We start from the raw sequence: 26,996 nt of genomic DNA on the forward strand, positions 1-26,996 counted from the left end.
ACAATGCAGCCATTCAAAGTCATTTAGTCGAAGAAATTCCACTTCAGCCCCAGTTGGAAGCTGCGGGGGTTGCCGGTGTAGAAGGGCGTGGGGAAGTAGCCGGCCTGGGGCAGGCCCTGGTTGACGTACGCCATTTTCAGGAACACCGATACGGTTTTGATGTCGGCCATGAAGAACACGTCGGCCACCGCGAAGCCGCGCGCGGTGAAGTGGTCCTGCACGTAGAACTGCTGCACGCTCGGCGCGTAGTCGTAGGGCGTCCAGCCCGACTGGAAGTACGTCTCGACCCCGAACTGACTGAACAGGGCCTTTTTGAAAATGAACCCCTGGGCGTAGATGCGCGAGTTGCCCACCAGCTTCGGCACGCGCAGGCCCTCGCCCTCGCCGCCCTGGGTGAAGGTCACCTGGTTGTCGAGGTGCAGCAGGCCGTAGCTCAGCTGGTGGCGCAGAAAGCCCACCAGCAGCTGCTTGCTGCCGTCGATTTGCATGGGCAGCAGGTCGCGCCGGTAGTTTTCGCGCTGGCCGTAGTACACCAGGTTGTAGATGGTCACGAACGAGGCCGAGGCCTGCACGCGCTGTTGCAGGGCGGCGTCGGCGCGGCTCAGGCGCTGGTTCAGGCTCACCGTGAGCTGGTCGACGGTGGTATTGCCCACGCTGAGAATGTCGCCGGTAGCGGTGGTATCGGGCCAGGCGTGGTGGTTGCCCCGGAACTGCTGCTGGGTGAGCGTGGGCGCGTAGGTGGAGTGCAGCACCTCGCCGGTGAGCGGGCCGAAGCGCAGGCGCCCGCGCAGCCACACTTCGTTGAAGAACTTGTACTCGCCGGCCGCTTCCACGTCGAAGAGCTTGCGCCAGCGGAAGGAAGCCGTGCCGCCGACAAACAGCTGGTTGGCCGCCACTTCGGGCAGCACGTCGATTTCCCGGTCGGGGTCGGCCGCCCGCGACTGGGTGCGCAGGCGGGCGTTGCGGTAGCGGCCGTAGAGGCGGTACTCCAGAAAATCGGTGCGGCCGAGCACGCCCAGCGTGTTTTCCAGCTGCCGGTAGGTGGAGCGGTCATCGGTCTGGGTCGAGCTGCGCAACACCCGGGCGTAGTAGTCGCGGTCGAGCGGGCCGACGGTAAAGTCGTCGGTGTAGCGGTTGTACTGCCGGCGCCAGTCGAGCAGGTGGTAGGCCGTCAGGCCGCGCCCCACCAGGTTGTAGGTATGGGTGAGGTGAAACTGGTCGCGGTGGTCCTTGTTCTGGGCCTGGCGCAGCCACACGTCCTCGCTGCGGTAGTCGAAGAGGTTGGCGAGCGTGTCGCCGTCGGTGGCGCGGGGCTTGATGCCGCCCTGCTCGATGGCCCGGTGCCGGGCCTGGTAGTAGTTGAGCAGCGCGTGGTACCGCTCGTTCTTGGTCTGGTAGCGGGCGAAGATGAGCACCCCCGCGTGGGTTACCTGCGGGTCGCGGTTGTTGGTGGTGCCCAGCTGCTTGTTGGCCCCGAACCGCTCGTAGGCAATGCCCACGTTCACCGCCTTTTTGATGCTGCGGGTGTAGGCGCCCTCGAACAGCTGCTCGCCCACCCCGCCCTGCACAAAGCGGAAAAAGCTGTAGGGCGAGCGGGTGTCGTAGTAGGGAATGGTGGCCGCGTCGCGGAAGTAGCGGTCGAAGGCGTTGCGGCCGACGCGGGCCCCCAAGCGGGTATTTGGCTCCCACAGCAGGCGGCGCGAGGCCAGGGCCACGTTGCCCAGGCTTTGCTGAAAGGTGCTGTCGTAGTACCAGTTGCGGCTGTTGTGCATGCCCGTCAGGGTGGTATCCAGCGGGTGGCCGTCGGGCTGGTTGCGCAGCACATCCACCTCCCGCACGACGAGGGTGGTTTTGGGCCCGTAAATGGCCTTGGTGGAATCGTCGACCACCTGGGCGCGGCTCAGCGTGGGCAGCAAGGCCAGCGGCAGCCCCAGCAGGAGCAGCCACCAGCGGCCAGGGCGTGGGGAGGTCGAACGGCAGATAATAGCGTCAGGCAACGGCACGGGGCGTAAGCAAGGGCGTGAGCAGGGCCTGCAGGCGCGCAGCGCCGTCGGCCAGGAAAGCGACCCGGATGGGAACGTAAAACAACGGCAAACTCGCCGCGCTGGTGTGCAAGGCCGGCTCGCGCAGGCGGGCGGCATCTTTTTCGGTGGTAATAATAACGGCCCCGGCCGGCACCGCCGCGCCCACCTGCCGCAACTCGGCCGCCGTGAAGGCGTGGTGGTCGGCAAAGCGGTGGTGGGCGGCAATGGGGTGGCCGCGCCGCCGCAGTTCGGCCAGCAGGGGCTCGGGCTGGGCAATGCCAGTGAGCACCACGACGGGCTGGTCCGGTCCGGGCGGCTGGTTGGTAGTGGCGAAAACCGGCTGCGGCGCGCCGTACTCGTAGCTCGAAAACAGCACCGGCACCCCGGGGCGGGCGTAGCGAAGGGCCCGGGCCGTAGCCTGCTGCCGGGCCGCCGCGGGCAGCGTCACCGGGCACTTGGTCACCACGATGACGTCGGCGCGGCGGGCGCCGCGGCGGCTTTCGCGCAGGCGGCCGGCGGGCAGCACGTAATCGAGCCAGAACGGCCGGGCCAGCTCGGTGAGCAGCACGTTCAGCTCGGGGCGCACGCGGCGGTGCTGGTAGGCGTCGTCGAGCACCACGGCCGTCACTTCGGGCGCCTGGGCGGCCAGCTCGGCCAGGCCGTGGCGGCGGTCCTCGTCGACCACCACCGGCACCCGGCCGCCGAAGCCGTGCAGGTGCTGCCAGGGCTCGTCGCCGATGCTGGCGGCCGTGTCGGCGCTGGTGGCGCGGCGGAAGCCCCGGGTCTGGCGGCCATAGCCGCGGCTGAGAATGGCCGGGTGCTGGCCCTGATCGAGCAGTTGCTGCGTCAGCCAGGCCACGTGCGGGGTTTTGCCGGTGCCGCCCACGCGCAGGTTGCCCACGTTGAGGAGGGGCACGGCCGCCGCCGTGCTTTGCCAGAAGCCCGTATCGTAGAGCCAGTTGCGCACCGCCGCCACGCCGGCGTACAGCCAGCTCAGGGGCAAGAGCAACAGGGTCAGCAAACGGGACATGGCAAGGGCAGCCGCGCGGCGCACGGCCACGACGGGCGGCAAAAATACGCGAAATGCCGCCGGCCCGGCCGCCCGGGGCGCTATTGCGTACTGATTTGGCCTATGACCGCGCCTTCCACCTTCGCCGAGCGCCTGCTGGCCCTGCTCACCGCCTTCCCCGCCGCCCCGCTCCTGCCCGACGACGTGCAGGCCCTGAACCCTTACCAAACCGAACCGACGCACGGCCTGCTCATGCAGTTTGCCCAGCGCTACTACGCTGATAATGAGCCGCGCGTGGCCCTGCTCGGCATCAACCCCGGCCGCTTCGGCGCCGGCAGCACCGGCGTGGCCTTCACCGACCCGGCGGCGCTGGAACGGCACTGCGGTATTCCGAACGCGCTGCCGCGGCGGCCGGAGCTGTCGAGCCAGTTCGTGTACCAGCTCATCGACGCGCTGGGCGGGCCGGCGGCGTTCTACGGGCATTTTTACCTCGGCTCGTTGTACCCGCTGGTGCTCGTGCGCCACGGCCGCAACTACAACTACTACGACTCCCGGACCGCGACGCAGGCGCTCTGGCCCGACATGCAGCAGTCCTTACAGCAGCAGGTGGCCGCCGGCCTGCGCCGCGACGTGGCCATCAGCCTGGGCCGGCGCAACGGGGAATATTTCGAGCGGCTGAACGCGGAGCTGGGCTTGTTCGAGCGGATTCTGGTCTTCGACCACCCGCGCTTCATCATGCAGTACAAGCGCCGCGAGGTGCCCGAGTACGTAGCGCGGTACGCGGCGCAGCTGGGAGAATTAATTTCTATCTGACGTTTTTTAGCCCGCAGAAGGCGCAGAACCCAGCGTCCTCAGTGGAAACTTCGGCGCCCTCTGCGGGCTAAAAACCTAGAACTACCTTCGCAGCACCATGTCCGCCACCGTCCAAGACCTCACCCGCGCCCTCGAAGCCTGGGCGCCCCTGCCCTACCAGGAAAGCTACGACAACGCCGGCCTGCAGTGCGGCGACCCGCAGATGCTCGTCAAAGGCGTCCTGATTGCCCTCGACTGCACGCCCGCCGTCATCGACGAGGCCGTGCGCCGCGGCTGCAACGTGGTCGTGGTGCACCACCCGGTCATTTTCGTGCCGCTGAAGCGCCTCACGGGCGCCACTGAGGTGGAGCGCACCATCATGCGCGCCCTGCGCCTCGACGTGGCCGTGTACGCGGCCCACACCAACCTCGACAACGTGCGCCACGGCGTGAGCCGCCACCTGGCCGAAAAGCTGGGCCTGACCAGCCTGCGCATCCTCGACCCCAAGCCCGGCCTGCTCGGCAAGCTCGTCACCTACGTGCCGCCCCGGCACACAGAAGCCGTGCTGCAGGCCCTCTACGCCGCCGGCGCCGGCCAGGTCGGCGACTACCACGACTGCAGCTTTCGCCTCGACGGCACCGGCACCTTCACGCCCGGCCCCGGCACCAACCCCGCCGTCGGCGCCCCGAACCAGCCCGAAACCGTGCCGGAGCAGCGCGTGGAAGTGCTGCTGCCGCTGCACCTGCAGCACAAGGCCTTGGCGGCGCTGCGCCAGGCACATCCTTACGAGGAAGTGGCCTACGAGCTGATCAAGCTGGAAAACGTGAATCAGGAGGTCGGCTCCGGCATGATCGGGGAGCTGCCCGAGGCGCTGCCGGCCCGGGACTTTCTGCGCCTGCTGCGCGAGCGGCTCGACGTGCCGGTAGTCAAGCACACCGAGTTCCACGCCGTGATTCGCCGGGTGGCGGTGTGCGGCGGGGCCGGCTCCTTCCTCACGAAAAAGGCCGTGGCGGCCGGTGCCGATGCCTACGTGACCGGCGACATCAAGTACCACGAATTTTTTGCCCCCGAAGGCCGCCTGCTGCTCTGCGACGTGGGCCACTACGAGAGCGAGCAATATACCGGGGAGTTGTTTCGCGAATTGCTTAGGGAGAAATTTGCGCGTACTTTTGCGGTCTTGTTAGCCGAGACCCCCACGAACCCTGTTCGCTATGATTTCTAATTCCGCTTCGGACATCACCGTAGCCAGCAAGCTGGAAGCCCTGCTCAACCTGCAACGCATTGACTCGCAGCTCGACGAAATTCGGCGCGTGCGCGGCGACTTGCCGGAAGAAGTGCGCGACCTGGAAGACGAAATTGCCGGCTACGAAGTCCGCGTTTCGAAATTCGACGAGGAAGTAGCGAGCCTGAACGACCAGATCAAGGCCCGCAAGCAAGCCGCCAAAGACGCCGAAGTGCTGATTCGCCGCTACGAGGACCAGCAGCAGAACGTGCGCAACAACCGCGAGTACGAAGCCATCGGCAAGGAAATGGAGCTGCAAAAGCTCGAAATCCAGATTTCCGAGAAGAAGATTCGCGAATTCCAGTACCAGATCGACCAGAAAAACCAGGAAATCAGCGGCACCAAGCTGCGCCTGGACGAGCGCCGCAAGGACCTGACCAACAAGCAGTCGGAACTGCAGGTTATCGTGGGCGAGAGCGAAGCCGATGAGCAGAAGCTCGTGGCCGAGCGCGAAGTGGCTGCTAAGCCCGTGGAAGACCGCCTGCTGTCGGCCTACACCCGCATCCGCGGCAATGCCCGCAACGGCCTGGCCGTGGTGATGGTGAAGCGCGACGCCTGCGGCGGCTGCTTCAACACGGTGCCCCCGCAGCGCCAGGCCGACATCATTGCCCACAAGAAAATCATCGTGTGTGAGCACTGCGGCCGCATTCTGGCCGACGTGGAAGCCCGCGCGTAAGTTTTCGTTGCGCGTTTTGCGTTGTTTGTTTTTCGAAAAGGAACGGCCCCGTGTCGTTCCTTTTTTCATTGTTCAGATGAAGGTTCTCGCAGAGGTGCGCCGAGGGTTGCGCGCAGGCGCGCTACGAGCGGCCCTGCTCCTGCTGCCGCTTTGCGCCTTCACGGCGCAGGAACCGGACTCGAACAACGAACAACGAACAACAAATAACGAAACGGCCGCCGACCAGCTCAGCCCCGCCGCCCGCCGCGCCTACACCGAACTGCTGAAGCTGCGCACCGGCACGGCCCAGGCCCTGGCGCGGGCGGAGCTCCGGCAGCAGCCCGGCAGCGCCGGCGCCCTGCTGGTGGCCGAGGGCGCGGGCTTCGCCGAGTTGGTCATCAGCCAGGACGCCGCCCGCTACGAAATCATCATCGACCAGCAGGATGCGGCCCTGGCGGCGCTGGACGCGCAGCCCCGCTCGGCCCTGCGCGACTACGTGCGCGGCGAGATTCGCCTGCACCAGGCCGTGGTCCAGGTGATGTTCGGCCACGAGCTGCAGGGCGCCTGGAGTTTGCGCCAGGCCTACCTGCAGGTGCAGCAGAACGCCCGGCGCTGGCCCGGCTACCTGCCGACGGTGAAGACGCTGGGTTTGTGTGAGTTCCTGATCGGCTCGGTGCCCGAGGGCTACCGCTGGTTTCTGAACCTGCTGGGCCTGCCCGGCAACACCGAAGCCGGGCTGCAGCACCTACGCACGGCCGCCCAGCGCCCCCACGACTTCCAGCCCGAAGCGCAGATTCTGGTGGCCCTGATCCGGCAGACCTACTACGGCGCCGACGAGGAAGCCGCCACGCTGGTAGCGCGCCTCAGCCGCGAACAGCCCGACAACCTGCTGTTCAGCTACCTGGGCATGTCGGTGCAGAAAAAGCTGCACCACGCCGACCAGGCCCTGGCCTACTACCGCAATCGGCCCACCGGCCCCACCTACGTGCCCGTGGCCTACCTGCACCACATGGCGGCCGATTTGCTGCTCTACCAGGGTCAGTACACCGCTTCGGAGCGCGCCAACCAGCAGTTTCTGAGCGAGTACCGCGGCGTGCACTACCGCAAGGACGCGTGGTTTAAGCTCTACCTGGCCTACTGGCTTAGCGGCGACGCGGCCCAGGCCGAGCGCAGCCGCCAGCAGATCAGCAAGGGCGGCGACACCACCGTGGAGGAGGACCGCTACGCCCAGCGCTTCGTCGACGACCGGGTGCCGCTCAGCCGCCCACTCACTCGCGCCCGCCTGCACATCGACGGGGGCTACTACCGCCCCGCCCTGGCCACGCTGGACGAGTTTCGGGCTACCGCCGCCACCCCGCTGCGCGACCGGCTGGAGGAGCCCTACCGCCGCGCCCGCGCCTACCACGGCCTGCAGCGCCTCGACTCGGCCCGGCTGTACTACGGCCGCTGCATCGCGGCCAGCGGCCCGGCGCCGTACTATTTTGCCCCGCAATCGGCCCTGCAGCTGGGCTATATCTGCCAGGAAGCCGGCCAAAAAGCCCAGGCCAAGGCGTATTTTCAGAAGGCGCTGGGCTACGGTAAGCACGAATACAAGACCAGCACCGACGCCAAGGCCAAGGTGGCGCTGGCGAGTTTGAAATGACGCCCACAGTTTCTCCGGCCCAGGCCCTGCGCTGGGCCGCCCAGTTTCCGTACTGCGCCTACTACGTGCCGGCCGTGGGCACCGCCGCACCCGGCGGCGCCTTCGCGCACCTGCTGGCCGTGGGCACGGAAGCGGAGCCTGGTCCAGTGTCGCTGGCGGAGCTGGATGCCTGGCTCGCGGCGCAGGCTGGTTCGACGGCCCCGCGCTGCGGCCTGCTTACCTACGACCTCAAAAACGAGGTGGAACCCCCGCTTGGCAGCCAGCACCCCGACGGCCTGCACTGGCCCGCGCTGCACTTCTTCGTACCCGACAAGTGGCTGCGCTGGCACCCCGACGGCCGCCTGGAAACCCACGGCCTGACCGCCGACGACCGGCGCGCCATCGACGCCGCGACGATGGAGGACGCACCCGCCGCCCCGGTGCCCGCGCTGCGCCCGCGCCTGCCCCGCGCGGAGTACCTGCGGGCGGTGGAAGCCGTACGCGAAGACATTCTGAGCGGCGAAGTCTACGAGCTGAACCTCTGCCAGGAGTTCTTCGCCGAAAACGTGCAGCTGGACCCAGTCGACACGTTTCTGCGGCTGCTCGACGCCTCGCCCACGCCTTTCGCGGGCTTTTACAAGTGGCAGGACCGCTACTTGCTTTGCGCCTCGCCCGAGCGGTTTCTGCGCCGCGACGGGGACCAGCTGCTTTCCCAGCCCATCAAGGGCACCAGCCGGCGCGGCGGCACGCCCGAAGAAGACGAGCAGCAGCGCCAGCGGCTGCTGCACGACGAGAAGGAGCGCGCCGAAAACCTGATGATTGTGGATTTGGTGCGCAACGACCTGGCCCGCGTCAGCCGGCCCGGCACGGTGCAAGTGCCGGAGCTGTTCGGCCTCTACCCCTTCCGCCACGTGTGGCAGATGATTTCGACGGTAACCAGCCAGCCCGCCCCCGGCACGACGCTGGCCGATACGCTGCGCGCCACTTTCCCGATGGGCTCGATGACCGGCGCGCCCAAAATCCGCGCCATGCAGCTCATCGAGCAGTACGAGCGGGCCCGCCGCGGCCTCTACAGCGGCAGCATCGGCTACGCCTGGCCCGGCGGCGACTTCGACCTGAACGTGGTCATCCGCAGCCTGCAGTACCGCCAGGATACCGGCTACCTCAGCTTCCAGGTCGGCTCGGCCATTACCTACGACTCGGTGCCGGAACGCGAGTACGAGGAATGCCTGTTGAAGGCCCGGGCCCTGCTGGAGGTGCTCGGAACGGCCATCAGCGCGTAGAGGCCAGGCCCTGCTTGCTCAGAGCTGCAACGGCGGCCCCAGTATTTTCATGCCGTGCTCGAGGTGGATTTTCCGCAGTTCCGCCGCCGCCGGGGGCTTCGCCAGGCCCTGTAGCTTCCGCAGAAACTCCTCGAACTTCCCGGCCGGCTGCAGCAGGTACAGCTGCTTGCCGGTTTCCGTGAGCTGAATCCAGGTATGCGGGACGTTTCTGGGCAGGAACACCGTGTCGCCGGTGCTGGCGACGAATTCCTCGGTGCCAACCACGAAGCGGTACTGGCCTTCCACGATGTAGAATATTTCGTCCTGGTGGTAATGAATGTGCAAGGGCGGGCCGACCTTTTCCCGCCCGCTGTACTGCAGCACGCTCAGCTGCTGGCCGGTGTCGTCGGCCGAGACTTTGACGTCCTGCCGGTTTACCCGCCGGAAGGTCAGCACCTCGTTGCGCCGGTTCTGCCCCGCTTTCACGACGAAGGGGCTGGGACTGGACTCGCCCGTCAGCGAAAACGGCACGCCCGCGGCGGCCCAAGGCAGGACGGCCGCCGCGCCCAGGAATGTTCTGCGTTTCATGGCAACAGTGGTTGGTTGGGCCAATTTGCCGCCCATCTGCTGCCGTTTGGTGGTAAAAAATGGACGTTTACCGCTTTACACCTCCCACTCCCCGAAGTACCGTTCGGGCGCCCGGGTTTCTATTGCATAAAATGCCGCGGGGCTGTGCCCGGTAAACGCGGCGTAGTCCTTGGCCAGGTGCTGGTAGTCGTGGTAACCGCAGTGGAGCGCAATGCTGAGCCAGTCCTGCTCCGGCGCCTGGTTTTTCCGGCGGAATGCCTGGTCGAACCGGATGATTCGGCGGTACAGCTTCGGCCCAACGCCCATGCGCTCCTTGAACTTCCGGTCGAACTGGCGGTAGCTCAGGCAGGCTTCCCGGGCAAACCACTCCAGGGGGTATTTATCGGGGTACTGACCCATCAGCCGCCCGATTCGGTCGATGGGATGGGGCTTGCCCCGCGCCCGGCGCACCAGCTGGCGCAGGTACTGTTCGACCACGCTCAGCATCTGCGGGTAGGATGCCGCCGTGGCCAGCTGCTCGTTTACGCGCGCCACCTCGGCCCCGAGCACCGCCTCGGCATCCAGGTAGCCGTTCACGAGCTGCTGGGCCGGAATACCCGTCAGCAAAAACAGCTGGCCGGGCTGGAACACCACCTGCAGCGTCAGGAAGTTCTGCCCGATATGGCGGTTGCTGACGACGGTAGGCTGCCCCGTCAGGGCCACCCTGGTCTGGGGACAGCGCCGCCCGCTTTGCGGAAGCACCACCTGCTCCGGGTCTTTGGGATAAAACTGCAGGCACTCCTGCACCCGGGGTGGGTACGCCTTGAACGGCGGCGGTTGGCCACCCGCAAACGAGAAATCGGCAATGCGGTATTGCTTCACGTAGGCCGCCAGATCAGCCGCAGGCGGAAGGTTTTCCAGCAGCATAGCAACTGTGCGTTTCGTTGTCGGATTGTTGCGCCGTCCTGACTCTGGCTTTCTTCGACTGCGCAAGTAAGATAGGCAACTGATTCTGTACCATATACACTGCGGCGCCCAGATTGCCGGCAAGCGCCCGCTTAATCCCAACGCTTCACCGCGCCGGACTTAGCGGCTGCAGAGCCCAGGCCTGCTCCTGACCAACCGGCTTGCAGCCGTTGCCTGCTTCGGAAGCAACATTCAGCCATTCATTCGTTTAGCCATGTAACAATCCGGCCAAACTGCCAAACTGTCATTTCTCCCCCGGAAGCCGTACCTTTGCGCTCCTTACGCTGATTTTCCGAGGCCATGTCTCAACCCCTGCTTACGCTCGATTTCCTGGATAACGCCCCCGCGCCGGCCGCCCCGGGCCAGCTGTCCGCCGACGTGCGCGTGACCGAAGCTACCCACACCGGCCGCCAGCGCCGGCTCTACATCGAGAGCTACGGCTGCCAGATGAACTACTCCGACTCCGAAATCGTGTCGAGCATCCTCTACGACGAGGGTTTCGACACCACCACGGAGCTGGCGGAGGCCGACCTGGTGCTGCTTAATACCTGCTCCATCCGCGAAAAGGCGGAGGTGACGGTGCGGCAGCGCCTCAAGGAAATCAACTCCCACAAGCGCAAGCGCCCCGGCCTGCTGGTGGGCGTGCTGGGCTGCATGGCCGAGCGCCTCAAGAGCAAGTTCTTGGAGGAAGAGAAGATTGTGGACCTGGTGGTGGGCCCCGACGCCTACCGCGACCTGCCGAACCTGATCCGGGACGTCGACAACGGGCAGCGGGCGGTGAACGTGCTGCTGAGCCGCGAGGAAACCTACGCCGACATCACGCCGGTGCGCCTGAACTCCAATGGCATCACCGCCTTCGTGAGCATCATGCGCGGCTGCGACAACATGTGCTCCTTCTGCGTGGTGCCCTTCACCCGGGGCCGGGAGCGGAGCCGCGACGCGCACAGCATCGTGGCCGAAGCGCAGGCGTTGTTCAACCAGGGCTTCAAGGAAGTGACGCTACTGGGCCAGAACGTAGATAGTTACAAGTGGCAGTCGGAGGACGGCACGGAGCAAGTAAACTTCGCCGGCCTGCTGGAGCGCGTGGCCCTGGTGAGCCCCGAGCTGCGCATCCGCTTCTCCACCTCCCACCCCAAGGACATCACCGACGAGGTGCTGCACACGATGGCCAAGTACGACAACGTGTGCAACTACATCCACCTGCCCGCCCAGAGCGGCAACTCCCGGGTGCTCAAGCTGATGAACCGCACCTACGACCGGGAGTGGTACCTCGACCGCGTGGCCGCCATCCGCCGTATCCTGGGCGAGGACTGCGGCATCTCCACCGACATGATTGCCGGCTTCTGCTCCGAAACCGAGGAAGAGCACCAGGAAACGCTGAGCCTGATGGACCACGTCAAGTACGACATGGCCTATATGTTCTTCTACTCCGAGCGCCCCGGCACCCTGGCCGCCCGCAAGCTGGCAGACGATATTCCGCTGGACGTGAAAAAGCGCCGCCTGGCCGAAATCATCGAGCGGCAGCAGCAGCACAGCCTCGTGCGCAGTCAGCAGGGCGTGGGCAAGGTGCACCGCGTGCTGGTGGAGGGCGTCTCGAAGCGCAGCGAGGAGCACCTGAGCGGCCGCAACGACCAGAACAAGGTGGTCATCTTCCCCCGGCAGCACTTTAAGAAAGGCGACTACGTGAACGTGCTCGTCCACGAATGTACCAGCACGACGCTGCTGGGCAACGCGGTTTCGTAGCGCGTTGTTCGTTTTTGGTTGTTCGTTTTTCGTGATGCGCCATGAACCCTGCTGCCGAGCCCAAGTCATACAAGGACCTAACGGTTTGGCAGCAGGGCCGCAAGCTGGTGCAATACGTCTACCTGATGACCAAGACGTTTCCCGCTGAGGAGCGTTACGATCTGGTCAGCCAGATGCGGCGGGCCGCAGTTTCCATTCCGTCGAACATTGCCGAAGGCTGTGGCCGGCAGCATCCGAAGGACACGATTCAATTCTTGATTATTGCCCGCGGCTCCTTGTATGAGCTGGAAACGCAGATTTATCTGTGCTTCGACCTGAGCTATATCACCGAAGCCGATTTAGAAGCAGCCGTAGAAAAGATTGAGAAGATGATTCAGCTGTTGCAGGGATTTATCTGCTACTACCGCACCCTAGCAAAATAAGTATCGACTGGTGGCGTCTATCCGAAAAACGAAAAACAAACAACGAAAAACGAAGATTTGACACCTTCTGAAATACAGTCCATCAAGCAGCGCTTCGGCATCATCGGCAACGCGCCGTCGCTGAACTTCGCCATCCAGGTGGCCGCGCAGGTGGCCCCGACCGACATGACCGTGCTCATCACGGGCGAAAGCGGCTCGGGCAAGGAATCGTTTTCCAAGATCATCCACGCCCTCTCCCCGCGCAAGCACGGGCAGTTTATTGCCGTCAACTGCGGCGCCATTCCGGAGGGCACCATTGATTCGGAGCTGTTCGGGCACGAAAAAGGCTCGTTTACCGGCGCCACGGAAGCTCGTAAGGGCTACTTCGAGGTGACCAACGGCGGCACCATCTTCCTCGACGAAATCGGGGAAATGCCGCTGGGCACCCAGGCCCGCCTGCTGCGCGTGCTCGAAAACGGGGAGTTTATCCGCGTGGGCTCCAGCAAGGTGCAGAAAACCGACGTGCGCGTGGTGGCCGCCACCAACGTGAACCTGCTTAACGCCGTGCAGGAAGGCCGCTTCCGCGAGGACCTGTACTACCGCCTCAACACGGTGCCCATCACGGTGCCGCCGCTGCGCGAGCGGGGCGAGGATATCTACCTGCTGTTCCGCAAGTTCGCCACCGACTTCGCCGAGCGCTACCGCGTGAAGCCCATCACCCTCACGCCCGACGCCCAGCAGGAGCTGATGCGCTTCCGCTTCCCCGGCAACATCCGCCAGCTCAAGAACATAGCGGAGCAAATGTCGGTGCTGGAAACCGACCGCGAAATTGAGTCGCGCGGGCTGCGGCGCTACCTGCCGCAGGATCAGTCGTCGAACCTGCCGATGCTGCTGGGCGCCACCGCCGACGGCACGGCCCCGCAGGGCCTCTCGGAGCGCGACCTGCTCTACAAGGTGCTCTTCGACATGCGCCGCGACATGACCGACCTCAAGCGCCTGGTGCTGGAAGTGGCCGCCGGCGCGGCCCGCGGCGACGGCGGCGCCGGCCAAGCCCAGGAACTGGTGCGCCAGAACAGCCACCTCTTCACCAATGTGGGCAGCAACCTGAGCGTGACGCCCTACGACGGCGGCAGCCGCCTCGGCGGCCGCCCGACCGAATCGGCGGAGCCCTTTATCCTCAACGCCGAGCCAGCCGACGCCGACTACGTGGACGACGAGGTGCAGCGCGTAGAGGACATCACCCACGAGACCGAGGAGGAGAGCCTTTCGCTGGAAGCCAAGGAGAAGGAAATGATTATCAAGGCGCTCAAAAAGCACCACAACAAGCGCAAGTACGCCGCCCAGGACCTGGGTATCTCGGAACGCACGCTCTACCGCAAGCTCAAGCAGTATGACCTGGAATAAGCACCGCGTGCTCCGCCCCTTCGTGCTGCTGACAGCGCTGCTGCTCAGCCTTTTGCCGCTGTCGGGCTGCGGGGTGTACTCCTTCACCGGCACCAGCATCGACTACACCCAGATCAAGACGTTCTCGATTGCGGTGTTTCAGAACAACGCCTCCAACGGCCCGTCCTTTCTGGCCCAGCGCCTCACCGAGGACATGAAGGACTACTTCCTGCGCAACACCACCCTGAAGCTGGTGCCCCGCGACGGGGATTTGCAGTTTGAGGGGCAGATTGTGGCCTACGACTTCGCGCCGGCGGCCATTCAGAGCACCAACGGGCAGGACCAGGCCGGCATCAACCGCCTCACCATTCAGGTGCGGGTGAAATTCACCAACACCAAGGACTCCAAGCAGGACTTCGAGCAGACGTTTCAGAGCAACGCCGACTTTCCGGCGGCCACCAACGTATCGAGCATCCTGAACGACCCGGTGGCCAACCGCCGCATCACCGACCGCATCATCACCGACGCGTTCAATAAATCGGTGGCCAACTGGTAAGCGGGCGGTTTTTGGCTTGCCAACCGGCTAAATTCCCGTATTGTTGCGGCCCCGTTTGGCAAATTCGCCCTCCCGCGTCTTTGTTGCAGTGGCTGACCGGATCCTATTCGCCGCGCCAGCCATTTAACAATCAACTCTTTAGCAGATGAACCGCGCCTCCCTGTTGCACATCCTGGACCACGCCAGCGGCATTTCAGAAGCCGAAGTGCGGGAGTTGGAGCAACTGGCCGCGGCCTTCCCCTACTGCCAGACGGCCCACCTGCTGCTGGCCAAAGCCGCCCACGACCGCGGCAGCATGCTGGCCGGGCAGCGCCTGCGCCGCGCCGCCACCTACGCCGCCGATCGGGAACTGCTGCGCGCCCTGATCGAGCAGCCGGCCGCCGCCGACCGGGTGGCCGTTGGTCCGGCTGCTGAAGCGGAAGTCCCAGCGGCCTCCTATTCTGCTACGTCCGCTGCGGGGGTTGTAGCCGTTCAGTCAGCGGACCAGGCTCCCAGTGCGGCCCCGCTGACCATTACCGAGGAGCCTGCGGTCAGCGAAGTCGCTCCCCCCGCTGCCGATCAGCTCACGGCGGATGAGCCAACTGCTACGCTTGATGCGCCGGCTGCTACTTCCGATGCGGAGTCCGATCTAGCCCTTGCAACGGAAGCAGAATCCCCCGCGGCTGAAACCTCAACAGCGGAGGCTGACTCAGCAGCCCAGGAGCTAGTATCGGATGAAACTACTGTTGCTGCTCCGACCGAAGCGGCCGGTGACACAACAGTCGGAGCCACAAATGAGGCCGCCTTGGATGCTGAATCAGCAGCTGCAATCGGCGCCGGTGAGGTAGCAGAAGCGCCCGTCAGCCTTGAAGCGGCGGGTATTGAGCCAGCTGCTACGAAGGTGGAACCCGCCGCCGACGAGCCCGTTGCCAACTTGGCACCCCCTGACGCGGAATCAGTATCAGCGGACGGCGCGCCCGAAACGGAAGCGACGCCTAAACCCGAAGCCGCCGCTGCGGAAACCGGCCTGATCAGTATTGGCGCAGCGGCCGTCGCTGTGCCGCCATCTTCCATAGCCCTGCTTGCCGCCGCGGCAGCAGCCGACGAGTTGCCCGCAGCCGCGCTGCCCATTCGGCCGCCGGTGGAAGCGGGCAGTTCCCGCTTCGAGTTCGGCCTGGGCGACGCGCCCGAACCCGGCCCGGCCTACCTGCTGCCCGAGCTGCCCGAGGCGCCTGCGCCCGGCACCATCCCGCCCTACCGCGCCGACGAGCTGCTGGCCTACGCCCTGAGCAGCGGCAGCCGCTTCGGGGCCGCCCTCACCCCGCGCGACGCCGAGCTGACCCACGACCTGCCCACCGCCGCCGCGTGGCATCCCGACGCGGCCCTGCAGGCCCACGCGGCCGCCCACCGCCCCGCCCTGCCCGCCGTGCCATCCTCGCTGGCGCTGATTGACAAGTTCTTGCGCAGTCAGCCGCGCATCAAAACCGCCCAGCGCCCCGCCCCGACCGACTCGCCGCAGGCCGATTTGTCGGTGCGCAGCACCAGCGCGGCGCCCAGCTTGGCATCCGAGAGCCTGGCCAAAATCATGGTCCGGCAGGGGAAAGTCGGGCGGGCCATTGAAATTTACGAGCAGCTCATGCAGCGGCAGCCGGAAAAAAAGGCGTATTTTGCCGCTCAAATTGACTTACTGAACCAACAACCGGAGTAGATGTACACCGCTATTATTGTCATTGCCCTCTTCGTCTGCTTGCTGCTGGCCCTGGTGGTGCTGGCCCAAAACTCGAAGGGCGGCGGCCTGGCCGGTGGCTTCTCGGCCGGCGGCACGGCCCAGCTCATGGGCGTAAAGCGCACCGGCGACCTGCTGGAGCGCCTGACCTGGGGCTTCGCCATTGCCCTGATGGTACTGGCTCTGGGCTCGCACGTGGTGCTGAGCACCTCGGGCAACGGCCCGGTGCGCAGCGTGAACCAGCAGAAGGCCATGGAGGCCCGCCTGCCCGCTGCCCCGCCCGTAACCGCCCCCGGCGCTCCGGCTCCCGGTGGTGCTGCCGCTCCGGCCCAGCCGGGCGCTACGGCTCCGGCAGCAACTCAGCCCGCTGCGCCGGCCACGGCCCCGGCTCAGTAATCCGCTTCGCCCCGCTTCAGACCGGCGGCTTTTCGCAGCAGCGAAAAGCCGCCGGTTCTTTTTTGCGGCGTGGCGGCGGCAGTTTGCCTATACTTGCGCCGCTCCGGCCGCCGTCCTGTCAGGTTGCGTGTCAGGTGCGGGGTCCCAACCCGGGCCGAAAGCTCCCTATTCGGGGGCATTCTGTCAGTTTTGGGCCCGTTGGCCACGGCTGGCACAAGAAATGCCCGGCCGCTGCCGACTCTATAGTCGTCTTTCCCTCCAACTTCAACATACCAAACCTAACACCACAGTATGGCAGTTAGCATCAAACCGCTGGCCGACCGCGTTATCATCGCGCCGGCTGCCGCCGAAGAGAAAACCAAGTCGGGCATCATCATCCCCGACACGGCCAAGGAAAAGCCGCAGCGCGGCGAAGTAGTGGCCGTAGGCTCCGGTAAGACCGAAAACGGTACGCTGGTGAAGCCGCAGGTATCGGTGGGCGACCAAGTGCTCTACGGCAAGTACGCCGGCACCGAAATTACCGTCGACGGCCAGGACTACCTCATCATGAAGGAGTCGGACATTTTCGCCATCCTGTAAGCATTTCCCCCCTAATACCTATAGCACAGCCCCATGGCCGCTAAACTCGTTCACTTTGACATTGAAGGCCGCAACAAGCTCGTTGCCGGCGTAGATAAACTGGCTAACGCCGTGAAGGTAACCCTGGGCCCGAAAGGCCGCAACGTGGTTATCGACAAGAAATTCGGGGCCCCGACCATCACCAAGGACGGCGTAACCGTTGCGAAAGAAATCGAGCTGAAGGACCCCATCGAGAACATGGGCGCCCAGCTGGTGAAGGAAGTGGCCTCCAAAACCGCCGACCAGGCCGGTGACGGCACCACCACCGCCACGGTACTGGCCCAGGCCATCTACCGCGCCGGTCTGAAAAACGTAGCCGCCGGGGCCAACCCGATGGACCTGAAGCGCGGCATCGACAAGGCGGTACACGCCGTGGTGGCCAACCTGAAGGCCCAGTCGAAGAAGATTGAAAACTCGTCGGAAATTGCCCAGGTAGGCACCATTTCGGCCAACAACGACCAGGAAATCGGCAAAATGATTGCCGACGCCATGGACAAAGTGGGCAAGGAAGGCGTCATCACCGTGGAAGAAGCCCGCGGCACCGAAACCGAAGTGAAAACGGTGGAAGGCATGCAGTTCGACCGCGGCTACCTCTCCCCCTACTTCGTGACCAACGCGGAGAAGATGGAAGTGGAGCTGGACTCGCCCTTCATCCTGATCTACGACAAGAAGGTCAGCACCATGAAGGAGCTCCTGCCCGTGCTCGAGCAAGTGGTGCAGACCGGCAAGCCCCTGCTGATCATCGCCGAGGACGTGGACGGTGAGGCCCTGGCTACGCTGGTAGTGAACAAGCTGCGCGGCTCGCTGAAAATCGCGGCCGTGAAGGCACCGGGCTTCGGCGACCGTCGCAAGGCCATGCTGGAGGACATTGCGGCCCTGACCGGCGGCACGGTTATCAGCGAAGAGCGCGGCTACAAGCTCGACAACGCCACCCTGGATTACCTGGGCCAGGCCGAGAAAATCATCGTTGACAAGGACAACACGACCATCGTCAACGGTAAAGGCGGCAAAGAAGACATCACCGCCCGCGTCGGCCAGATCAAGGCCCAGATCGAGACGACCACCTCGGACTACGACAAGGAGAAGCTGCAGGAGCGCCTCGCCAAGCTCTCGGGCGGCGTGGCCATCCTCTACATCGGTGCCAGCACCGAGGTGGAAATGAAAGAGAAGAAAGACCGCGTGGACGACGCGCTGCACGCTACCCGCGCCGCCGTTGAGGAAGGCGTGGTACCCGGCGGCGGCGTGGCCCTGGTGCGCGCCCTCGATGCTCTGGAAGCCGTTGACACCATCAACAGCGACGAGCGTACCGGTGTGAACATCATCCGCACCGCCCTGGAGGCTCCGCTGCGCACCATCGTGGCCAACGCCGGCGGCGAAGGCTCGGTAGTGGTGCAGAAAGTGCGCGAAGGCAAAGGCGACTTCGGTTACAACGCCCGCGAGGACAAGTACGAGAACCTGATGGCTGCCGGTATCCTCGACCCGACCAAGGTGACCCGCCTGGCCCTCGAAAACGCTGCCTCCATCGCCGGCCTGCTGCTGACCACGGAATGCGTGATTTCGGAAGAAGCCGAGGAGAAAGCCGATGCCGGCCACGCTGGTGGCATGGGCGGCATGGGTGGCATGGGCGGCATGATGTAATCAGCCGGCCCGAGCTGCACGGCTCTGGTTTACTAAAAAGCCCCGCTGGACCTGGTCCGGCGGGGCTTTTTTGCGTGGTAGGCAGTCGGCTTTAGCGGCCTTGCCACCAGGCCAGCAGCACTTCGCCCAGCACTCCACCGAGGCGGCTCATGATGAAGCCTACCGCCATCAGCAGGGCCAAGTGCCGGACCGGGGCGCGCCGGGCCGTCAGCGTAGGCAGCAGCACGTTCAGGACGTTGTTGGCCGGATAGAGCAGCACCATGGCAGCCAAGGCCAGGGCCCAACTGTTGGCCGACGCAGATACAGGGGCAGCCGCGGGCGTGGTATTCAGGGCCAAGGCGGCTAGCCAAAGCAGTACCGATAGGCCGAGCACAATTCCGCAGGCAACAACGAGGCGGCCCAGTGGCCCCGGCCCGCCAGCCGGCTGCCGGCTGACCCACAGCCAAGCGAGCAGCAGCCCCACCAACGGCCCGGCCACCATCAGTCCGATGCTCAGCGACGAGCTCATTTGCATGCCGTCGTAGCTCAGGCCTGGCATCAGCACCATTAGCACCACCGTCAGCACGTCGGTCAGCATGAGCACGACCAGCAGCCCGAGGCGGCGCAGGCCGACCCGGAAGCTGCAGTAAATCAAGGCAGCTGAAACCAACGCTGCACTGAGCAACTGCAATATCCAAACGGGCTCGGCTCGCAACAGCCACCAGGCACTGCCGGCCGCCAGGAACATCAGCCCAATTGATGGGCCCAGCCACAAACGGCCCGGCGACGGGGATTCTTCGGTTTCCGCTGCATCCGCCTTGGGCAGCAGCGCCAGCAACATGACCACAGCGGCAGCACTGGCGGCCGTCATACCCAAGCCCGTGGGGTAGCCAAACCCCGAGGCAAGAGGTATGACCACCGTCGAGGCCATGAACGCCCCGGCCATGACGAAAGCCGTCAGCAACACAAAGCTCGTCAGCAGGTTACGCAAATCCTCGCGAGTAAACAGCTGGCCTGCTGAAGCGTACAGTGCGGGGGCCAGCAGCGCGTTGCCAATGACCTGTAGCACCAAGCCGATGCACACGAGCTCCCACGCAAAAGCACTGCTTAGGCTGGCGCCGACCAGTACCAATTGCCCCACCAGCAGCACTACGCCGCCGGCCAGCCGAGCGCGGGCCAGGCCCCAATATCGGTCGGCAATGAACGCTCCGGCCAGCGGCAGCAGGCACAGCAGCGCATCAATCGTGGTGAGCAAGGGGCTAACCCGGGCCCGCGGCACCTGCAGCTGCTCCACCAGAAAGATGGTCAGGACGCTGCGGGTGCCGTAGTAAGTCAGGCGCTCCAGGCCGATGATCATGCCCAGCCAAAGCAGGTTCGGGGCAGCCGAGGTACGGGGGCGGGTCTGCGGCCGGGCTGGCAAGGTGACGTATTGGTGCGTCATATGCGCGAATAAGGGCGAAAAAAAGCCCGCCGAAATCAATCGACGGGCTTGGTAATAATCAGGCTGACCGAAGTAGGGGCGCTTACGCCACCGGCGCCACCGGCTCATCCATCATCTTCGTCAGCTTGCGGTAGATGACGAACAGGATCAGCGAAGCGGCTGCCGACAGCACCACGAAAATCATGAAGAAGTCGTAGAGGCTGTGGATCTGGTAGCCCAGGAACGAGGGCCACTGGTAAGGAATTTCCAGCTCCTTCAGCTTGGCTACCACCTCGGCCGTGGCCTGCTGGGTGCCGTTGAGGATGGCGGGCAGGTCGATGCCCGCGTCGGCGGCTTTCTTGAACTCGCCGGGGCCGGCCGGGTACAGGCCCGACAGCACGCCGGCCAGCTTGTTGCCGGCGGCGGTAGCCAGGAACCACACGGCCATCAGCAGCGAAGCGAAGCGGGCCGGGGCCAGCTTATTGACCAGCGCCAGGCCGATGGGCGACAGGCACAGCTCGCCGAAGGTGTGCAGCAAGTACATGGTAATCAGCCAGAACATGCTCACTTTGGTGTTGGCATCCACGCCCTTCACGCCGAAGGCAATGATGAGGTAGCCCACGGCCAGCAGCATCAGGCCGATGGACATTTTCAGCGGCGAGGACGGCTCGTTGCGGCCCAGACCACCCCAGAGCACGGCGAAAATCGGCGCGAAGATGATGATGAACAGCGCGTTGGCCGACTGGAAGAACGAGGCCGGCACGGTGTAGGTGCTGGTTAGCTGCCGGTTGGTTTGCTCGTCGGCAAAGAAGGTGAGCGAGGCCCCGGCCTGCTCAAACGCGCCCCAGAAGAAGATTACGAAGAAGCTCAGGATCAGAATCACGTAGATTTTTTCCCGCTCCCGGCTGCTCAGCGACGAATCCGACAGCACGGCCATGGGCATCACAATCATGGCCGAGAAGACCAGCGCGCCCACCCAGTCGTAGTTCATCAGCCAGGCAATGGCGGCGTATACCACCACGAACACGCCGATGAGCATGGGCAGCTTGCTGGCGAAGCCCTTGGCGGCCGGCTGGGCAATGGTTTCGCTGCGTACCGGCGAATCGGTGTTCACGGGCACCTGCGGGGCGTGCTCCACGGTGCGCTCGGGCTTGGCGCCCAGCGGCGCGCCCGAGGCGGTTACCACGTACTTTTTCTTGAACAGCTCGAAGGTGAGCGAGCCGATGAGCATGCCAATGCCGGCGGCGAGGAAGCCCCACTTGAAGTCGGCGGGGTTGCCCGTGTCGCCCAGGGTGCCGCAGACCAGCGGCGAGAAGAATGCGCCGAGGTTGATGCCCATGTAGAAGATGGTGTAGGCCGCGTCGATGCGCTTGTCGCCGGCGGGGTACAGCGTACCCACCATCGAGGAAATATTCGGTTTGAAGAAGCCGTTGCCGAAAATCAGGCAGCCCAGGCCCAGGAAAAACAGGGCCAGCTGCATGGTGGGCACGGTGGTCTGGCCGGCTTCGTAGAAGGAAGCACTGAAAAACAGCGCGAACTGCCCCAGCGCCATAACCAAGCCCCCCACCAGAATGGAGCGGCGGTTGCCCCAGTAGCGGTCGGCCACGTAGCCCCCGAGCAGCGGCGTGAGGTAGACCAGCGAGGTGTAGTTGCCGTAGATGAGCGAGGACGTCTCCTTATTTAGGAGCAGGGCCTTGATCATGTACAGCGACAACAGGGCGCGCATGCCGTAATAGCTGAAACGCTCCCACATTTCGGTGGCGAAGAGCACGTACAGGCCCTTCGGGTGCCCGGAGCTGGTGGGAGTCGGCGGCGGCGCCTGGGCGGTGGCTACTTGCATGAGTGCGGGGTAAGTGGGGTAAGAGTGAGAGAAAAAGGTAGCAAAAAAGCCCGACAGCGGCCGTGGCGGGGCTGGGGCTTACGGGTAAATCTAAGAAATCTTTCTAATTTCTGGTGTCGTAACCAACCTTACAAGTGTTAGCGCAAACGTTTGCAGTCCTAACGGTTTTTCGCCTACTTTTGTCCCACTAATCCCCTGTCCCCACCCCATTTCCAATCCCACAGTCTGTGCTTATGATGGAAACTGCTGCTTCCACCTCTGCCATGAACCGCCTCAAGCCGCTGGGCATCAGCCAGGCGAAAGAGGTTTGCCTGAACCTGACGCCTGCCGAACTGGTGGAAGAGGCGCTCAAAAACGGCGAAGGCACCCTGACCGACACCGGCGCCCTGATGGCCGACACCGGCAAGTTTACTGGCCGCTCGCCCAAGGACCGCTTCGTCGTGAAGGACGAGAGCACCGCCGACTCGGTGTGGTGGGGCGACATCAACATCGCCTTCGACCCCGAGAAGTTCGACCAGCTGCACGAGAAGATGGTGGCTTACCTGGCCGACAAGAAAATCTACGTGCGCGACGCCTACGCCGGGGCCCACCCCGACTACCAGCTGAAGCTGCGCGTGGTCAACGAGCTGGCCTGGCACAACCTGTTCTGCAACAACATGTTCCTGCGCCCCGAAGCCGGCGCGGACACCAGCTGGACGCCGGACTTCTCCATCATCTGCGCCCCCGGCTTCGAGGCCGACCCGGCCGTGGACGGCACCCGGCAGGCCAACTTCGCCATCCTGAACTTCTCGAAGAAGATGATTCTGATCGGCGGCACGGGCTACGCCGGCGAGATGAAAAAGGGCATCTTCGGGGTACTGAACTACCTGCTGCCCCACGAGCACAACACGCTGGCCATGCACTGCTCGGCCAACGTGGGCAAGCAGGGCGACACGGCCATTTTCTTCGGCCTCTCGGGCACGGGCAAGACGACCCTGTCGGCCGACCCGAACCGCGGCCTGGTGGGCGACGACGAACACGGCTGGATGCCGGGCGAGGCGGGCATCTTCAACTTCGAGGGGGGCTGCTACGCCAAGGTTATCGACCTCTCGCGCGAGAAGGAGCCCGAAATCTGGGACGCCATCAAGTTTGGCAGCATCGTGGAGAATACCCGCTTCCTGCCGGGCACCCACACGGTGGACTACGCCAACAAATCGGTGACGGAAAACACCCGCACGGCCTACCCCATCAACTTCATCCCCAACGCGGTGGAGCCCTCGGTGGCCGGCGTGCCGAAGAACATCTTCTTCCTGACGGCCGACGCCTTTGGCGTGATTCCGCCCATCAGCAAGCTGGACAAGTCGCACGCCATGTACCACTTCATGTCGGGCTACACCGCCAAGGTGGCCGGCACGGAAATGGGCGTGACCGAGCCGCAGACCACTTTCTCGGCCTGCTTCGGCCAGGTGTTCCTGCCGCTGCACCCCACCAAGTACGCCGAAATGCTGGGCCAGAAAATGGAAGAGCACCCCGACGTGAACGTGTGGCTGATCAACACCGGCTGGACGGGCGGCGCCTACGGCACCGGCCACCGCATGAAGCTCGGCTACACCCGCGCCATGATTACGGCCGCGCTGGAAGGCAAGCTGAACGACGTGGAATTCCACAAGCACCCGATTTTCGGGGTGGAAGTGCCCGCTTCGGTGCCCGGCGTGCCGGAAGAAATCCTGGAGCCGCGCAACACCTGGGCCGACAAGGAAGCCTACGACAAAACGGCCAACGACCTGGCCCACAAGTTTGTCGACAACTTCCAGAAGTTTGCCGACTTCGCCAACGAAGAAATCCTGGCTGGCGCCCCCAAGGCCGCCGTGGAAGCCTAAAATCCGCTTAACCCACTACCAACCACTCATTCACTCACCAAGGAAAACCCCGCTGGCAGCTGCCGGCGGGGCTTTTTGTTTAACCGAGTTCAGTGCTGGTAGCTGATTTCGACGGGGTGGCCCAGTGCCGTCAGCAGTTGCCGTAGCTGGTCGTATACCGACGTATCGGCTTCAATAAATTCCCCGGCTTCGCTCTGCAGATAGCGGCACTGCAAACAAATATTCAACACCTCCACAAGGTGGCCCGCGGAATCGTGAAACACCAGCGCGTCGCGGAAAATCGGGCGGCAGCCGGCGGCCAGGCTATTATTTACCGCAGTGGTGAGAATACCGCGCAGCCGTTCGGTCTGCTTATCGATTCCAACAAAGCGGGCAACGGGGCTGGCGGTAACGTCGAAACTGCCCGCCGCAGTAGTCAGGGGTACGTCCTGGCGCTGGCCAAATTGCGCCAACTCTTTCAGGCGCTGCCGCAACGCGCGCTGCCGCATGAAGCGGGCCGTAAGCAGCTCCAGCTGAGTGGCTTTCTGAAGCTCCGCCGCCGCCTGTTTCAACCGTTGCAGCTTGGGGCCGCGGTTGAAGGAATAGGTGACGATGTGGTCGAAGGGCGGCAGGCGCTGCCAGAATTCGGCGGAAGTCATGCCAGCGTCTCCCCTACCAGCTCACTGAACTGGTGCTTTTCGGCTAGCCGCTCGATGTTGGCCTCGGCCTCCTTTTTGGCGCTGAAGCCCCGGATCAGCCAGATCAGGCCGCCGAGCATCAGGCCGTAGAAAATCACGTAGGTGTCGCCGTCCAGGGCCAGGTAAAGCAAGAAATGGAAGGCGGCACCGGCGGCCAGTAGCACTGCGCCGATCAGTTGGTGCATGTCGGCCGCTTTGCTGGCTTTGCGCTGCTCCGCCAGGTGGTAGAGCAGGAAGCTGCGGTAATACTGCCGGGCCAGCGCGGGCGCTTCGGCTTCGGCGGCGCCCTCCGCCACCAACATGTGGCTGACGGCCTCGGGCGACTGGCCCAGTCGATACAGTTCAGTGGCCCGCTGGTGGCTGTAGTTGGTGCGAAGCATTGTGCTGAGCGGAATAAGACCGACCAAGGTAGCCCGGGCTCTGGCCCAGCCAAGTCATTCAGCTGCCCGGGCGCAGACGGCTACAGAATGTTATTGGCCCGGGCCAGGCGCAGCAGCGGCAGCAGCGGCAGCCGGTGCGGGGCGGCCAGGTAGCGGGGCAGGTCGGGGCCGGCAAACTCAAACTTGTTGCGCGACAGGTTGGTGAGCGGGTGGTACCGGTCGATGAGACGGAAGGTGGTGTCGCGGCAGTAGTCGTAGACGGCAGAGGCGGGCAATGGCTGCGCCCCGGCGCAGGCCGCCCCGATGCAGCCGCCCAACGACAGCACTTGGTAGCCCTCGGCGCGCAGCTGCTCGGCCAGCATGGCCACCGCCGAGAGAAACACGCCCCAGATTTTGGTGGGCAGCAGTCGGAACTGGTGCAGCTGGTAGCCCTTCAGCCGGGCGCCCTCGTACCAGGGGTCGAGCACGCAAAAGCCGATGGGCTGCCCGCCGGCTTCCAGGACGAAGAAACGCACGTCGGGCTCGGGGGCCAGCTGCAGGGCCCGGGAAATGAACCCGATTTCCTTTTTGGCGGGCGAGAGGCTGATAAACTGCGCGTTGATGGCCCGCAGCGGCGCCAGCTCGGCCGGCGTCAGCGCGGTCAGGTCGCGCTCCACCACCCGCAGCCCGGCCTTGCGGGCCTTTTTCAGCGCCCCGAGAATGGCCGGCGAGAAAGCCGCCTCGCCCGTCAGCTCCAGGCAACGCTCCACCCCGATGCGCACGAAGCGCATGCGCCGGCGGCTGGCCTGGGCCAAGGCCGCGGCGCCGGCTTCGCTCAGGTAGCCAAACACGCTGCGCGGGTGCGCCCGCAGAAAGGCCGTCAGCAGCGCCGGCAGGTCGGCGGGGGCGGCTACCGGGTCGCCCAGCACCACCGGGCCGGCCAGGGCCCGGCGGTAGGCCACAAAGCCCGCGGGGTGGTCGAAATACTGCAGCCCGGGCTGCAGGGCGGCGTAGGCATTGGGGTCGGCGGCGCAGCGGCGCAGGGTTTCGAAGCGGGCCTCGGCAGTCACGGTGGGCATTGTCAGCGCAAAAAGGACTACAAGTTACCAGTTACTGGGCAGTGGTCGTAACTCAGTTTGGTGGCTGCGCAAAGCTCCGTCGGTGTCCGCCGGCGGGGCCGTTGCCTGCAACCAGCAAGGGGCCGCGCTACCCTACGGGCAGGCGCGTGGCGTTCTGGGCCAGCCAGGCGTCGAAGCTTTGCAGCTCGGGGTTCAACTCGCGCGAAAAGGCCACGTCGCGGGCAGCCAGGTAATGCGGCTCGAAGTCCCGGTTGGCCTGGAACATGTTGCCCAGGTCCTCGGCGCCGGGGAAGCCGAACTGCCGGTAGGCGGCGGGCTCCACGGCGTGGTAGTGCACCTCACGGCCCAGGGCCCGGCTCAGCGACGCGGCCATTTCGTGCCAGGTAGACTGCTCGCCGGCAATACCTACCGTCTTACCAGTCATTGCCTTGCCCTTTTTGAAAATGCCGTAGGCGCAGCGGCCAATATCCTCGGCGGCAATGGTGGAAAGGCGTTTGTCACCCATGGGAAAAACCACGGCCAGGCGGCCGTCGGCGGTGGACTTGGGGCCCATACCGAAGTAGATGAGGTTTTCCCAGTAGAACGAGGTCAGCAGGAAGGTGGTGGGCAAGCCCAGGTCGCGGAAATACTGATCGGCCTCGCCCTTGGCGTCGGTGTGGGGCACTTTGTAGTGGCCCTGCAGGGTGGGCATCCGGTTATCGTTGAGCGGCACCCACTGGCGCACGTCTTCCAGCGTCGACCAGATGACGTGCTGCACCTGCGCGGCCTTGGCGGCTTCGGCCAGGTGCCGGGCCTCGGCCAGCTCCCGGTCGGGCGAGAAATGGTCCCAGAAGAAGGTCACGCAGAAGGCGCCATAAGCCCCCTGCAGGGCGCGGCGCAGGCTCTGCGGGTCGTCGAGGTCGGCCTGCACCACCTCGGCACCGAGGCGGGCCAGCTCGCGGGCTTTGTCGGAATCGGGGTTGCGGGTGATGGCGCGCACGGCAAATTCGCTGTGGGCATCGTGCAGAATGGCGCGGGCCAGGCCGCCGCCCTGGGCGCCGGTAGCGCCGAACACGGCAATGATTTTTTTGTCGGACATAAGGGAGCAAACGCATTTGTGACTCCCCGAAAGTAGTCGGCCCACGCAGGGCCGGGAATAGCATCATCGGGGCCAAAGCCCAGTACC

General features: G+C 64.8%; 24 protein-coding genes. 14 read left to right on the forward strand and 10 right to left on the reverse strand.

Annotated features, from left to right (window positions below; all coding sequences use genetic code 11):
- Positions 1 to 23: 23 nt before the first annotated feature.
- Both DLM85_RS05020 and lpxK read right to left on the reverse strand, forming a co-directional pair.
- A complete protein-coding gene (locus DLM85_RS05020; RefSeq protein WP_165822010.1) occupies positions 24 to 1,997 on the reverse strand; it encodes a putative porin in 1,974 nt (657 codons plus the stop codon).
- Positions 1,990 to 3,054, reverse strand: a complete 1,065-nt coding sequence (gene lpxK / locus DLM85_RS05025; RefSeq protein WP_133256909.1) for a tetraacyldisaccharide 4'-kinase — start codon at positions 3,052 to 3,054, stop codon at positions 1,990 to 1,992. The genes DLM85_RS05020 and lpxK overlap by 8 nt, the downstream gene beginning before the upstream one ends.
- Before the next feature lie 102 nt (positions 3,055 to 3,156).
- Between lpxK and DLM85_RS05030 the strand changes: the two genes are divergently transcribed.
- The 5 genes from DLM85_RS05030 (at position 3,157) to DLM85_RS05050 (ending at position 8,666) form a co-directional block, all read left to right on the forward strand.
- A complete protein-coding gene (locus DLM85_RS05030; protein ID WP_111476947.1) occupies positions 3,157 to 3,846 on the forward strand; it encodes a uracil-DNA glycosylase family protein in 690 nt (229 codons plus the stop codon).
- A 97-nt stretch (positions 3,847 to 3,943) separates the two neighbouring features.
- Complete coding sequence (locus DLM85_RS05035) at positions 3,944 to 5,047, forward strand: Nif3-like dinuclear metal center hexameric protein (protein ID WP_111476948.1); 1,104 nt, start codon at positions 3,944 to 3,946, stop codon at positions 5,045 to 5,047.
- Positions 5,037 to 5,783, forward strand: a complete 747-nt coding sequence (locus tag DLM85_RS05040) for a zinc ribbon domain-containing protein (protein ID WP_111476949.1) — start codon at positions 5,037 to 5,039, stop codon at positions 5,781 to 5,783. Before DLM85_RS05035 ends, DLM85_RS05040 begins: the two co-directional genes overlap by 11 nt.
- A gap of 76 nt (positions 5,784 to 5,859) precedes the next feature.
- Complete coding sequence (locus tag DLM85_RS05045; RefSeq protein WP_133256910.1) at positions 5,860 to 7,404, forward strand: tetratricopeptide repeat protein; 1,545 nt, start codon at positions 5,860 to 5,862, stop codon at positions 7,402 to 7,404.
- A complete protein-coding gene (locus tag DLM85_RS05050) occupies positions 7,401 to 8,666 on the forward strand; it encodes an anthranilate synthase component I family protein (protein ID WP_111476951.1) in 1,266 nt (421 codons plus the stop codon). The genes DLM85_RS05045 and DLM85_RS05050 overlap by 4 nt, the downstream gene beginning before the upstream one ends.
- Before the next feature lie 18 nt (positions 8,667 to 8,684).
- On the opposite strand, the gene DLM85_RS05055 is transcribed toward DLM85_RS05050, so the two are convergent.
- Both DLM85_RS05055 and DLM85_RS05060 read right to left on the reverse strand, forming a co-directional pair.
- Complete coding sequence (locus DLM85_RS05055) at positions 8,685 to 9,233, reverse strand: cupin domain-containing protein (protein ID WP_111476952.1); 549 nt, start codon at positions 9,231 to 9,233, stop codon at positions 8,685 to 8,687.
- Between the two features lie 75 nt (positions 9,234 to 9,308).
- Positions 9,309 to 10,139 carry a helix-turn-helix domain-containing protein gene (locus tag DLM85_RS05060; protein ID WP_111476953.1) on the reverse strand — a complete coding sequence of 277 codons (831 nt, stop codon included), beginning with the start codon at positions 10,137 to 10,139 and terminating at the stop codon, positions 9,309 to 9,311.
- 339 nt (positions 10,140 to 10,478) lie between these two features.
- Between DLM85_RS05060 and miaB the strand changes: the two genes are divergently transcribed.
- The 8 genes from miaB to groL all read left to right on the forward strand — a co-directional run bounded on the left by miaB (position 10,479) and on the right by groL (position 18,618).
- Positions 10,479 to 11,921, forward strand: coding sequence for a tRNA (N6-isopentenyl adenosine(37)-C2)-methylthiotransferase MiaB (gene miaB, locus DLM85_RS05065; RefSeq protein ID WP_111476954.1), 1,443 nt, complete (start codon positions 10,479 to 10,481; stop codon positions 11,919 to 11,921).
- Positions 11,922 to 11,962: 41 nt separating this feature from the next.
- Positions 11,963 to 12,343 carry a four helix bundle protein gene (locus DLM85_RS05070; protein ID WP_111476955.1) on the forward strand — a complete coding sequence of 127 codons (381 nt, stop codon included), beginning with the start codon at positions 11,963 to 11,965 and terminating at the stop codon, positions 12,341 to 12,343.
- A gap of 57 nt (positions 12,344 to 12,400) precedes the next feature.
- On the forward strand, positions 12,401 to 13,726 hold the full coding sequence (locus tag DLM85_RS05075) for a sigma-54 interaction domain-containing protein (protein WP_111476956.1): 1,326 nt from the start codon (positions 12,401 to 12,403) through the stop codon (positions 13,724 to 13,726).
- Complete coding sequence (locus DLM85_RS05080) at positions 13,713 to 14,261, forward strand: LptE family protein (protein ID WP_111476957.1); 549 nt, start codon at positions 13,713 to 13,715, stop codon at positions 14,259 to 14,261. Before DLM85_RS05075 ends, DLM85_RS05080 begins: the two co-directional genes overlap by 14 nt.
- A 145-nt stretch (positions 14,262 to 14,406) precedes the next feature.
- The gene (locus DLM85_RS24960; RefSeq protein WP_133256911.1) at positions 14,407 to 15,948 is read left to right on the forward strand and encodes a hypothetical protein; all 1,542 of its coding nucleotides are present in this window, start codon (positions 14,407 to 14,409) and stop codon (positions 15,946 to 15,948) included.
- The gene (gene secG / locus DLM85_RS05090) at positions 15,949 to 16,362 is read left to right on the forward strand and encodes a preprotein translocase subunit SecG (RefSeq protein WP_111476959.1); all 414 of its coding nucleotides are present in this window, start codon (positions 15,949 to 15,951) and stop codon (positions 16,360 to 16,362) included.
- A 291-nt stretch (positions 16,363 to 16,653) separates the two neighbouring features.
- Positions 16,654 to 16,941 carry a co-chaperone GroES gene (gene groES, locus DLM85_RS05095; RefSeq protein WP_111476960.1) on the forward strand — a complete coding sequence of 96 codons (288 nt, stop codon included), beginning with the start codon at positions 16,654 to 16,656 and terminating at the stop codon, positions 16,939 to 16,941.
- A 33-nt stretch (positions 16,942 to 16,974) separates the two neighbouring features.
- Entirely contained in the window at positions 16,975 to 18,618 is a 1,644-nt protein-coding gene (gene groL / locus DLM85_RS05100; protein WP_111476961.1) for a chaperonin GroEL, read from the forward strand.
- A 91-nt stretch (positions 18,619 to 18,709) separates the two neighbouring features.
- Here the strand turns inward: groL and DLM85_RS05105 are convergent, their stop codons facing one another.
- Both DLM85_RS05105 and DLM85_RS05110 read right to left on the reverse strand, forming a co-directional pair.
- Positions 18,710 to 19,954 (reverse strand): MFS transporter, encoded by a 1,245-nt coding sequence (locus DLM85_RS05105; RefSeq protein ID WP_133256912.1) that lies wholly within the window; start codon positions 19,952 to 19,954, stop codon positions 18,710 to 18,712.
- A 166-nt stretch (positions 19,955 to 20,120) separates the two neighbouring features.
- Entirely contained in the window at positions 20,121 to 21,857 is a 1,737-nt protein-coding gene (locus tag DLM85_RS05110; RefSeq protein WP_111476963.1) for a peptide MFS transporter, read from the reverse strand.
- Between the two features lie 263 nt (positions 21,858 to 22,120).
- Here DLM85_RS05110 and pckA point away from each other — a divergent pair, with 263 nt between their 5' ends.
- Complete coding sequence (gene pckA, locus DLM85_RS05115) at positions 22,121 to 23,716, forward strand: phosphoenolpyruvate carboxykinase (ATP) (protein WP_243635865.1); 1,596 nt, start codon at positions 22,121 to 22,123, stop codon at positions 23,714 to 23,716.
- 89 nt (positions 23,717 to 23,805) lie between these two features.
- On the opposite strand, the gene DLM85_RS05120 is transcribed toward pckA, so the two are convergent.
- The 4 genes from DLM85_RS05120 to DLM85_RS05135 all read right to left on the reverse strand — a co-directional run bounded on the left by DLM85_RS05120 (position 23,806) and on the right by DLM85_RS05135 (position 26,909).
- The gene (locus tag DLM85_RS05120) at positions 23,806 to 24,354 is read right to left on the reverse strand and encodes a hypothetical protein (RefSeq protein WP_111476965.1); all 549 of its coding nucleotides are present in this window, start codon (positions 24,352 to 24,354) and stop codon (positions 23,806 to 23,808) included.
- Positions 24,351 to 24,773, reverse strand: coding sequence for a hypothetical protein (locus DLM85_RS05125; RefSeq protein WP_111476966.1), 423 nt, complete (start codon positions 24,771 to 24,773; stop codon positions 24,351 to 24,353). Before DLM85_RS05125 ends, DLM85_RS05120 begins: the two co-directional genes overlap by 4 nt.
- Before the next feature lie 80 nt (positions 24,774 to 24,853).
- Positions 24,854 to 25,831 carry a phosphatidylglycerol lysyltransferase domain-containing protein gene (locus DLM85_RS05130; RefSeq protein WP_111476967.1) on the reverse strand — a complete coding sequence of 326 codons (978 nt, stop codon included), beginning with the start codon at positions 25,829 to 25,831 and terminating at the stop codon, positions 24,854 to 24,856.
- Positions 25,832 to 25,958: 127 nt separating this feature from the next.
- Positions 25,959 to 26,909: an NmrA/HSCARG family protein gene (locus DLM85_RS05135; protein ID WP_111476968.1), complete on the reverse strand. Its 951-nt coding sequence runs from the start codon at positions 26,907 to 26,909 to the stop codon at positions 25,959 to 25,961.
- Positions 26,910 to 26,996: the final 87 nt, after the last annotated feature.

Source organism: Hymenobacter edaphi, assembly GCF_003258365.1.
Classification (GTDB): domain Bacteria; phylum Bacteroidota; class Bacteroidia; order Cytophagales; family Hymenobacteraceae; genus Solirubrum; species Solirubrum edaphi.

Coding starts and splice junctions, on each gene's coding strand:
- DLM85_RS05120 (WP_111476965.1), bottom strand. CDS start 24,354: ATGACTTCCGCCGAATTCTGGCAGCGCCTGCCGCCCTTCGACCACATC.
- DLM85_RS05045 (WP_133256910.1), top strand. CDS start 5,860: ATGAAGGTTCTCGCAGAGGTGCGCCGAGGGTTGCGCGCAGGCGCGCTA.
- DLM85_RS24960 (WP_133256911.1), top strand. CDS start 14,407: ATGAACCGCGCCTCCCTGTTGCACATCCTGGACCACGCCAGCGGCATT.
- DLM85_RS05125 (WP_111476966.1), bottom strand. CDS start 24,773: ATGCTTCGCACCAACTACAGCCACCAGCGGGCCACTGAACTGTATCGA.
- DLM85_RS05130 (WP_111476967.1), bottom strand. CDS start 25,831: ATGCCCACCGTGACTGCCGAGGCCCGCTTCGAAACCCTGCGCCGCTGC.
- DLM85_RS05135 (WP_111476968.1), bottom strand. CDS start 26,909: ATGTCCGACAAAAAAATCATTGCCGTGTTCGGCGCTACCGGCGCCCAG.
- DLM85_RS05035 (WP_111476948.1), top strand. CDS start 3,944: ATGTCCGCCACCGTCCAAGACCTCACCCGCGCCCTCGAAGCCTGGGCG.
- DLM85_RS05050 (WP_111476951.1), top strand. CDS start 7,401: ATGACGCCCACAGTTTCTCCGGCCCAGGCCCTGCGCTGGGCCGCCCAG.
- pckA (WP_243635865.1), top strand. CDS start 22,121: ATGAACCGCCTCAAGCCGCTGGGCATCAGCCAGGCGAAAGAGGTTTGC.
- DLM85_RS05105 (WP_133256912.1), bottom strand. CDS start 19,954: ATGATCATCGGCCTGGAGCGCCTGACTTACTACGGCACCCGCAGCGTC.
- DLM85_RS05040 (WP_111476949.1), top strand. CDS start 5,037: ATGATTTCTAATTCCGCTTCGGACATCACCGTAGCCAGCAAGCTGGAA.
- DLM85_RS05055 (WP_111476952.1), bottom strand. CDS start 9,233: ATGAAACGCAGAACATTCCTGGGCGCGGCGGCCGTCCTGCCTTGGGCC.
- groL (WP_111476961.1), top strand. CDS start 16,975: ATGGCCGCTAAACTCGTTCACTTTGACATTGAAGGCCGCAACAAGCTC.
- DLM85_RS05110 (WP_111476963.1), bottom strand. CDS start 21,857: ATGCAAGTAGCCACCGCCCAGGCGCCGCCGCCGACTCCCACCAGCTCC.
- DLM85_RS05080 (WP_111476957.1), top strand. CDS start 13,713: ATGACCTGGAATAAGCACCGCGTGCTCCGCCCCTTCGTGCTGCTGACA.
- lpxK (WP_133256909.1), bottom strand. CDS start 3,054: ATGTCCCGTTTGCTGACCCTGTTGCTCTTGCCCCTGAGCTGGCTGTAC.
- groES (WP_111476960.1), top strand. CDS start 16,654: ATGGCAGTTAGCATCAAACCGCTGGCCGACCGCGTTATCATCGCGCCG.
- secG (WP_111476959.1), top strand. CDS start 15,949: ATGTACACCGCTATTATTGTCATTGCCCTCTTCGTCTGCTTGCTGCTG.
- DLM85_RS05060 (WP_111476953.1), bottom strand. CDS start 10,139: ATGCTGCTGGAAAACCTTCCGCCTGCGGCTGATCTGGCGGCCTACGTG.
- miaB (WP_111476954.1), top strand. CDS start 10,479: ATGTCTCAACCCCTGCTTACGCTCGATTTCCTGGATAACGCCCCCGCG.
- DLM85_RS05070 (WP_111476955.1), top strand. CDS start 11,963: ATGAACCCTGCTGCCGAGCCCAAGTCATACAAGGACCTAACGGTTTGG.
- DLM85_RS05030 (WP_111476947.1), top strand. CDS start 3,157: ATGACCGCGCCTTCCACCTTCGCCGAGCGCCTGCTGGCCCTGCTCACC.